The sequence below is a fragment of the Roseateles sp. genome (genome assembly GCF_039929605.1).
Taxonomy (GTDB): Bacteria; Pseudomonadota; Gammaproteobacteria; order Burkholderiales; family Burkholderiaceae_C; genus Pelomonas.
This window is the reverse complement of record NZ_JBDSQX010000004.1, coordinates 1-6,509: the sequence shown is the minus strand read 5'-3', so window position 1 is coordinate 6,509 and position 6,509 is coordinate 1. Positions and strand designations below refer to the sequence as shown.

Sequence of the window (6,509 nt, the reverse complement as noted above, 5' to 3'; positions counted from 1 at the left end):
CGCAGCGTGCCTTACGAGATCGTCCCGCGCCGCCCGGGTGACATCGCCGCCTGCTGGGCCGACCCGGCAGCAGCCCTCGCAACACTCGGCTGGCAGGCCAAGCTCGACCTCGCACGCATGTGTGAGGACAGCTGGCGCTGGCAACAACTCAACCCTCACGGATTCGCATGATTCAAGTTCAGCCCGTCATCATGGCCGGCGGCTCCGGCACCCGGCTTTGGCCGCTGTCGCGCAGCGGCTATCCCAAGCAGTTCCTCGTGCTGTCTGGCAACGAGAGCCTGTTCCAGCTTGCCGCACGCCGGCTGGCAGCGCTGGCCTCGCCCGAGTTCGAGTTGGCAGGCCCCTGCATCGTCGGCAACGAGGAGCACCGCTTCCTCGTGCTGGACCAACTGCGCGAAACCCGCCAGGAGCCCAGCAGCGTGCTGCTGGAGCCCTGTGGCCGCAACACGGCACCGGCCTTGACGCTGGCAGCACTGGCGGCCCTCGAAGGCGGCAATGACCCTGTCCTCGTCGTCACGCCGGCCGATCAGACCGTGACCCAGCCCGCCGCTTTCACTGCTGCGCTGCAAGACGCAGTCCGCATTGCGGCCGAGGGTGCCATCGCCATCCTCGGCATCACGCCCGACCGGCCAGAGACGGGCTACGGCTATATCCGCACGACGGGCGATGCGGCCGGCCTGGCGGTCGCGCAGTTCGTGGAGAAACCCAACCTCGAAACGGCGCAGCGCTATCTGACCGAGGGTGGCTACTACTGGAACAGCGGCATGTTCGTGCTGCGTGCCAGCGTCTGGATGAATGCGTTGGAGCGCTTCCGCCCCGACATTGCAGTCGCCACTCGCGCAGCCTGGGATGCGCGCAAGACCGACGCCAAGTTCGTGCGGCCGGCCAAGGCTGAGTTTGCCGCCGTGCCCAGCGAATCCGTCGACTACGCCGTCATGGAGCGCTGTCCCGGCACCGACATCGGGCTGCGCATGGTGGCGCTGGACGCTGGCTGGAACGACCTCGGCGCCTGGGAGGCCGTCTGGCAGGTGTCGGACAAGGACGAGAACGGCAACGCCTTCGTCGGTGACGCGATCATTGCCGACAGCCAGAACACCCTGGTGCACGCCACCAGCCGCCTCGTCGGCGTGGTCGGCCTGAAAGACATCGTCGTCGTCGAGACGGCGGATGCCGTGCTGGTGAGCGACCGCTCGCGCAGCCAGGAGGTCAAGCAGATCGTCAACCGCCTGGGCGCCGAGCGGCGCGGCGAGCATGCCCTGCACCGCAAGGTGCACCGCCCCTGGGGCTGGTATGACAGCATCGACAACGGTCCGCGCCACCAGGTCAAGCGCATCATGGTCAAGCCAGGTGCCAGCTTGAGCCTGCAGATGCACCACCACCGCGCCGAGCACTGGATCGTCGTCTGCGGCACCGCGGAGATCGTCAACGGCGACAAGACCATCCTGCTGACCGAAAACCAGTCGACTTACATCCCCCTCGGCCAGACCCACCGCCTGGCCAACCCCGGCAAGGTGCCGCTGGAGATCATTGAAGTCCAGTCCGGCTCCTACCTCGGCGAGGACGACATCGTCCGTTTTGAAGACACCTACGGCAGGACTTGATCTCACCTTCCCGTAGCAACAGGCCCGGTGATCCGGGCCTGTTGCGTTTCATGGCACCTCCGGGATGCGCGACACTCTTCCGGCTTACATCGGAACTGATTCATGACCATCCTCGTCACCGGCGGCGCCGGCTTCATCGGCAGCAACTTCGTGCTCGACTGGCTGCGCCAGTCCAACGAGCCCGTCGTCAACCTTGACGTGCTGACCTATGCCGGCAACCCTGAAAACTTCGCCTCTCTGGACGGCGATGCACGCCACATCTTCGTCAAGGGCGACATCTGCGACCGCGCCCTGGTCGACAGCCTGCTGGCCACACATCAGCCGCGCGCCATCGTCCATTTCGCGGCCGAAAGCCACGTCGACCGCTCCATCAGCGGCCCCGGCGCCTTCATGAAGACGAACGTCGACGGCACCTTCACGCTGCTCGAAGCCGCCCGCGCCTACTGGGGCGGGCTGGCAGACGAGGCCAAGGCCGCCTTCCGTTTCCATCACGTGTCGACCGACGAGGTTTACGGCTCGCTGAAGGCCGACGACCCGCCCTTCGCTGAGACCAACCCCTACGAGCCGAACAGCCCCTACTCGGCCAGCAAGGCCGCCAGCGACCACCTCGTGCGCTCCTGGCACCACACCTATGGCTTGCCGGTCGTCACGACCAACTGCTCCAACAACTACGGGCCCTATCACTTCCCCGAGAAGCTGATCCCGCTGATGATCGTCAACGCGCTGGCCGGCAAGCCGCTGCCGGTCTACGGCGACGGCCAGCAGATCCGCGACTGGCTCTACGTGACGGACCACTGCAGCGGCATCCGCGCGGTGCTGGCCGGCGGCAAGCTGGGCGAGACCTACAACATCGGTGGCTGGAACGAGCAGGCCAACATCGACATCGTCAAGATCGTCTGCAAGCTGCTGGACGAACTCAAGCCCTCGGCCGAGGGCCCCTACGAGCGCCTTATCACCTACGTGAAGGACCGCCCCGGCCACGACCGCCGCTACGCCATCGACGCACGCAAGATCGAGCGCGAACTGGGCTGGCGCCCGGCCGAGACCTTCGAGACCGGCATCCGCAAGACGGTGCAGTGGTACCTCGACCATCCCGAGTGGGTCGCCCGCGTGCAGAGCGGCGCCTACAAGGACTGGGTCTCCAAGCAGTACAGCGCATGAAAATACTCCTCCTAGGCAAAGGCGGCCAGGTCGGCTGGGAGCTGCAGCGTTCACTGGCCGTCGCTGGTGAGGTGGTGGCGCTGGACTCCGACGACGGCGGCGATTTCACGCAGCCCGAGCAATTGCTGGCTCGCGTGCAGGCGCTGGCCCCACAGGTCATCGTCAATGCCGCAGCCCACACCGCCGTCGACAAGGCCGAAAGCGAGCCCGACCTCGCCCGCCAGATCAACGCCAGCACGCCCGCCCTTCTAGCCATCGAGGCCAAGCGCCTGGGCGCGCTGCTGGTGCACTACTCGACCGACTACGTCTTCGACGGCAGCGGCAGCCATGCCCGCGACGAAGAAGCGCCCATCGCACCGCTAAGCGTCTACGGCGCCACCAAGGCCGAAGGCGAGGACGCCATTCGCGCCAGCGGCTGCCAGCACCTGATCCTGCGCACCAGCTGGGTCTATGCTGCGCGCGGCGGCAATTTCGCCAAAACCATGCTGCGCCTGGCCGCCGAGCGCCAGCAGCTCAAGGTCATCGCCGACCAGATCGGCGCGCCCACCGGGGCCGACCTGCTGGCCGACCTGACGGCCCACATGATGCGCGCAGCGCGCGCCAACCCGGCGCTGAGCGGCACCTACCACGCCGTCGCCGGTGGGGAGACGAACTGGCACGACTACGCACGCTTCGTCATCGAGCTGGCAAGGGAGCGTGGCAAGCCCATCAAGGTCGCGCCGGAGCAGATCCTGCCGATCCCGACGAGCGACTACCCCACACCGGCCCAGCGCCCGCTGAACTCGCGCCTGTCCACCGCCAAGCTGCAGCAGCGCTTCGGCCTGCGCCTGCCGCACTGGCAGCAAGGCGTCGAGCGCATGCTCACTGAAATCCTTTGAACTAACGCAAAGTCTCCGATGACAAACCGCAAAGGCATCATCCTCGCCGGCGGGTCCGGCTCGCGCCTGCACCCGGCCACGCTGGCCGTCAGCAAGCAGTTGCTGCCGGTCTACGACAAGCCCATGGTCTATTACCCGCTCAGCACGCTGATGCTCGCGGGCATCCGCGACGTGCTCATCATCAGCACGCCGCAGGACACCCCGCGCTTCGAGTCCCTGCTGGGTGACGGCTCACGCTGGGGCATGAGCATCAGCTACTGCGTGCAGCCCAGCCCCGACGGCCTGGCCCAGGCCTTCATCCTTGGACGCGACTTCGTCGACGGCAAGCCCAGCGCCCTGGTGCTGGGCGACAACATCTTCTACGGCCACGACTTCGCCGGCCTGCTCCACAGCGCGACCCAGCGCGACACCGGCGCCAGCGTCTTCGCCTATCACGTGCACGACCCCGAGCGTTATGGCGTCGTCGATTTCGATGCCGACAAGCGTGCGCTGTCCATCGAAGAAAAGCCCTCGGCGCCGAAAAGCAACTACGCCGTTACGGGCCTGTACTTCTACGACGAGCAGGTCTGCGACATCGCCGCCAACATCAAGCCCAGCCCGCGCGGCGAGCTGGAGATTACCGACGTCAACGCCGAATACCTGAAGCGCGGCCAGCTCAGCGTCGAGATCATGGGGCGCGGCTATGCCTGGCTGGACACCGGCACGCACGACAGCCTGATGGAAGCGGGCCAGTTCATCGCCACGCTTGAAAAGCGCCAAGGGCTGAAGGTTGCCTGCCCGGAGGAAATTGCCTTCCGTGCTGGTTGGATCACGGCCGAGCAACTCGAGGCCCTGGCCAAGCCGCTGGCCAAGAACGGCTACGGCCAGTACCTACAGAAGCTGCTGAAGGACCGGGCCTACTGATGACCGCTGCGACGCTGCTCACTGTCACCCCCACCGCCCTGCCCGAGGTGCTGGTCGTCGAGCCCAAGTTGTTCGGCGACGCTCGTGGCTTCTTCACCGAGAGCTGGAACGAAGCACGCTTCAATGACGCGCTGGGCTACGACGTGCATTTCGTGCAGGACAACCACTCCCGCTCCTCGCGCGGCGTGCTGCGCGGCCTGCACTACCAGCTCGACCCGCACGCGCAGGGCAAGCTGGTGCGCTGCACGTCGGGCGCGGTCTTCGACGTCGCGGTCGACATGCGCCGCTCCAGCCCGAATTTCGGTCGCTGGGTCGGCTACGAGCTGACGGCCGAGAACCACCGCCAGTTGTGGATCCCGCCGGGCTTCGCTCACGGCTTCGTCGTCCTCAGCGAAACGGCCGACTTCCTGTACAAAACCAGCGGCCGCTACGCTCCCGAGTGCGAAGGCGCCGTGCGCTGGGACGACCCCGCCATCGGCATCCAGTGGCCACTGGACGGCATCACGCCGCAGCTGTCGGCCAAGGATGTGGCAGCACCGCTGCTGGCCGACGCAAGAACTTTCGACTGATCTTCCCCGGCGCCGTCGCGTTGATGAGCTACCGGCGTTGCACGACTCAAGGTGCCGAGCTGGCAAGAAGTTTGGCCGTGCGCCGCAGGCCCTCGAAGATGGCGGTCGCGACCCTCTCCGGGTAGCCGGTAGGCAGTCGGGCACTTACGGCCGTGATGGCTCGCTCGATGTCCTCCAGCACCTCTTCGATGACGTCTTCCGCACTTTCGCGCTGGAAGAACTTTGCAGCCGTCGCGTTGAAGTGGCGACGCTGGATGTCCTTGAGGCTGTAGTGCTGATTCTTGCTATGCAGCGCCATGGCGAGCTTGGTTTTGTGCCAGGAGAACTGGCTTGCGCCGTTTCCTTCAACGGGCCAGATGGACATCACGTCGTAGAGCGGCGTGAGCGCGTAGCGGCCGCGCGGCAAGATGCGCAGGCTGAAGTTCTTGGCGTGACCGTCGGGTGCCGCCATCATCCACAAAAGCAGTTGCGCCTTGAGAAAGTTCTTGAGGTCGGCTTGCGCGTTCACGGAGCCAGCGAGAACACGCGCGATGTCCGCGATCCCGGGTCCGCCATCGGCCTCGTACTTGCGGTGGGGCGCCGTGCCACTGACCTGGCAGAAATCTTCCTGGGGAAGGCGCAGCAGCCAGGTGCCCGAGGAATGCATCTGCCGGTCGAACCGCTCGACGCAGAGAACCTTCTGGCTCCCGAACTGAACCATCTCAGTCTTGGCCGTCGGCAGCCCGAGCTCGCGCATCAGCTCCATGCAGAGCCACTCGTTCTCTACCGAGGTGCCGAAGTCGGCCTTGCGCGCACCCACAAGGCCGATGGGCAGCTTCAGGATGTGCGAGGTGGGGGTGGAGCCGCGGGGACGCTTCCACTGGCCGTCATGCCACAAGAGTGCCGTTTTCTCCTGGGCGCCGGCAAGAGACTCTGAAGTTGTCGTTGTCTTCCACGCCCGGGTGCGGGCCTGAGCCAGCCGCTAGCATCAGCAGCTCCTCCACCTCACCCTCGTTGAGCGACGTGCCCTCAATGGTTGCGACGTTGACCGGCGACTCGTCAGCGCCGAGCAGCTGGATGGCGCCCACGCAATCACGCCCGATGGCCTCGAGCAGGTCAAATGCCTCCAGGGTGTCGGTTTTGAACCGGGTGGCCAAGCGCTTTCGGATGGGCTCGCTGTCGGGAAGCAGGTTCTCGAAGTAATTGTTGACCGGGGCGCCGCGCAAAGCCTGCGTGCCCGTGAAGGGCATGGACAGCGACAGCGGTCGACCTGCCTCTGAGGCCATCCAGTCGTGAGCGTCCGGCGGCCCCACCTTCCGCCCCGGTCGCCATCGCGTGAACATGGCGTCCACCTGATTTTGGTGGACACCTATGCAACCCAATGTTCAACAAGGCGCGCGGCGAGTGCACGCGGCGGA

5 protein-coding genes and 2 pseudogenes are annotated in these 6,509 nt (G+C 66.0%); 6 read left to right on the top strand and 1 reads right to left on the bottom strand.

Annotated features, from left to right (window positions below; all coding sequences use genetic code 11):
- The 6 genes and pseudogenes from ABIS05_RS00565 to rfbC all read left to right on the top strand — a co-directional run.
- A pseudogene (locus tag ABIS05_RS00565) lies at window positions 1-171 on the top strand (UDP-glucose 4-epimerase); the annotation flags it as partial.
- A complete protein-coding gene (locus ABIS05_RS00560) occupies window positions 168-1,601 on the top strand; it encodes a mannose-1-phosphate guanylyltransferase/mannose-6-phosphate isomerase (RefSeq protein WP_348013135.1) in 1,434 nt (477 codons plus the stop codon). The pseudogene ABIS05_RS00565 and the gene ABIS05_RS00560, both read left to right, overlap by 4 nt.
- 102 nt (window positions 1,602-1,703) lie before the next feature.
- Entirely contained in the window at window positions 1,704-2,762 is a 1,059-nt protein-coding gene (gene rfbB, locus ABIS05_RS00555) for a dTDP-glucose 4,6-dehydratase (RefSeq protein ID WP_348013134.1), read from the top strand.
- Window positions 2,759-3,640, top strand: a complete 882-nt coding sequence (gene rfbD, locus ABIS05_RS00550; RefSeq protein WP_348013133.1) for a dTDP-4-dehydrorhamnose reductase — start codon at window positions 2,759-2,761, stop codon at window positions 3,638-3,640. The genes rfbB and rfbD overlap by 4 nt, the downstream gene beginning before the upstream one ends.
- Before the next feature lie 18 nt (window positions 3,641-3,658).
- On the top strand, window positions 3,659-4,543 hold the full coding sequence (gene rfbA, locus ABIS05_RS00545) for a glucose-1-phosphate thymidylyltransferase RfbA (protein WP_348013132.1): 885 nt from the start codon (window positions 3,659-3,661) through the stop codon (window positions 4,541-4,543).
- Window positions 4,543-5,112: a dTDP-4-dehydrorhamnose 3,5-epimerase gene (gene rfbC, locus ABIS05_RS00540; protein ID WP_348013131.1), complete on the top strand. Its 570-nt coding sequence runs from the start codon at window positions 4,543-4,545 to the stop codon at window positions 5,110-5,112. The genes rfbA and rfbC overlap by 1 nt, the downstream gene beginning before the upstream one ends.
- 46 nt (window positions 5,113-5,158) lie before the next feature.
- On the opposite strand, the pseudogene ABIS05_RS00535 reads toward rfbC, so the two are convergent.
- Window positions 5,159-6,434 (bottom strand): annotated as a pseudogene (locus tag ABIS05_RS00535) (type II toxin-antitoxin system HipA family toxin).
- Window positions 6,435-6,509: the final 75 nt, after the last annotated feature.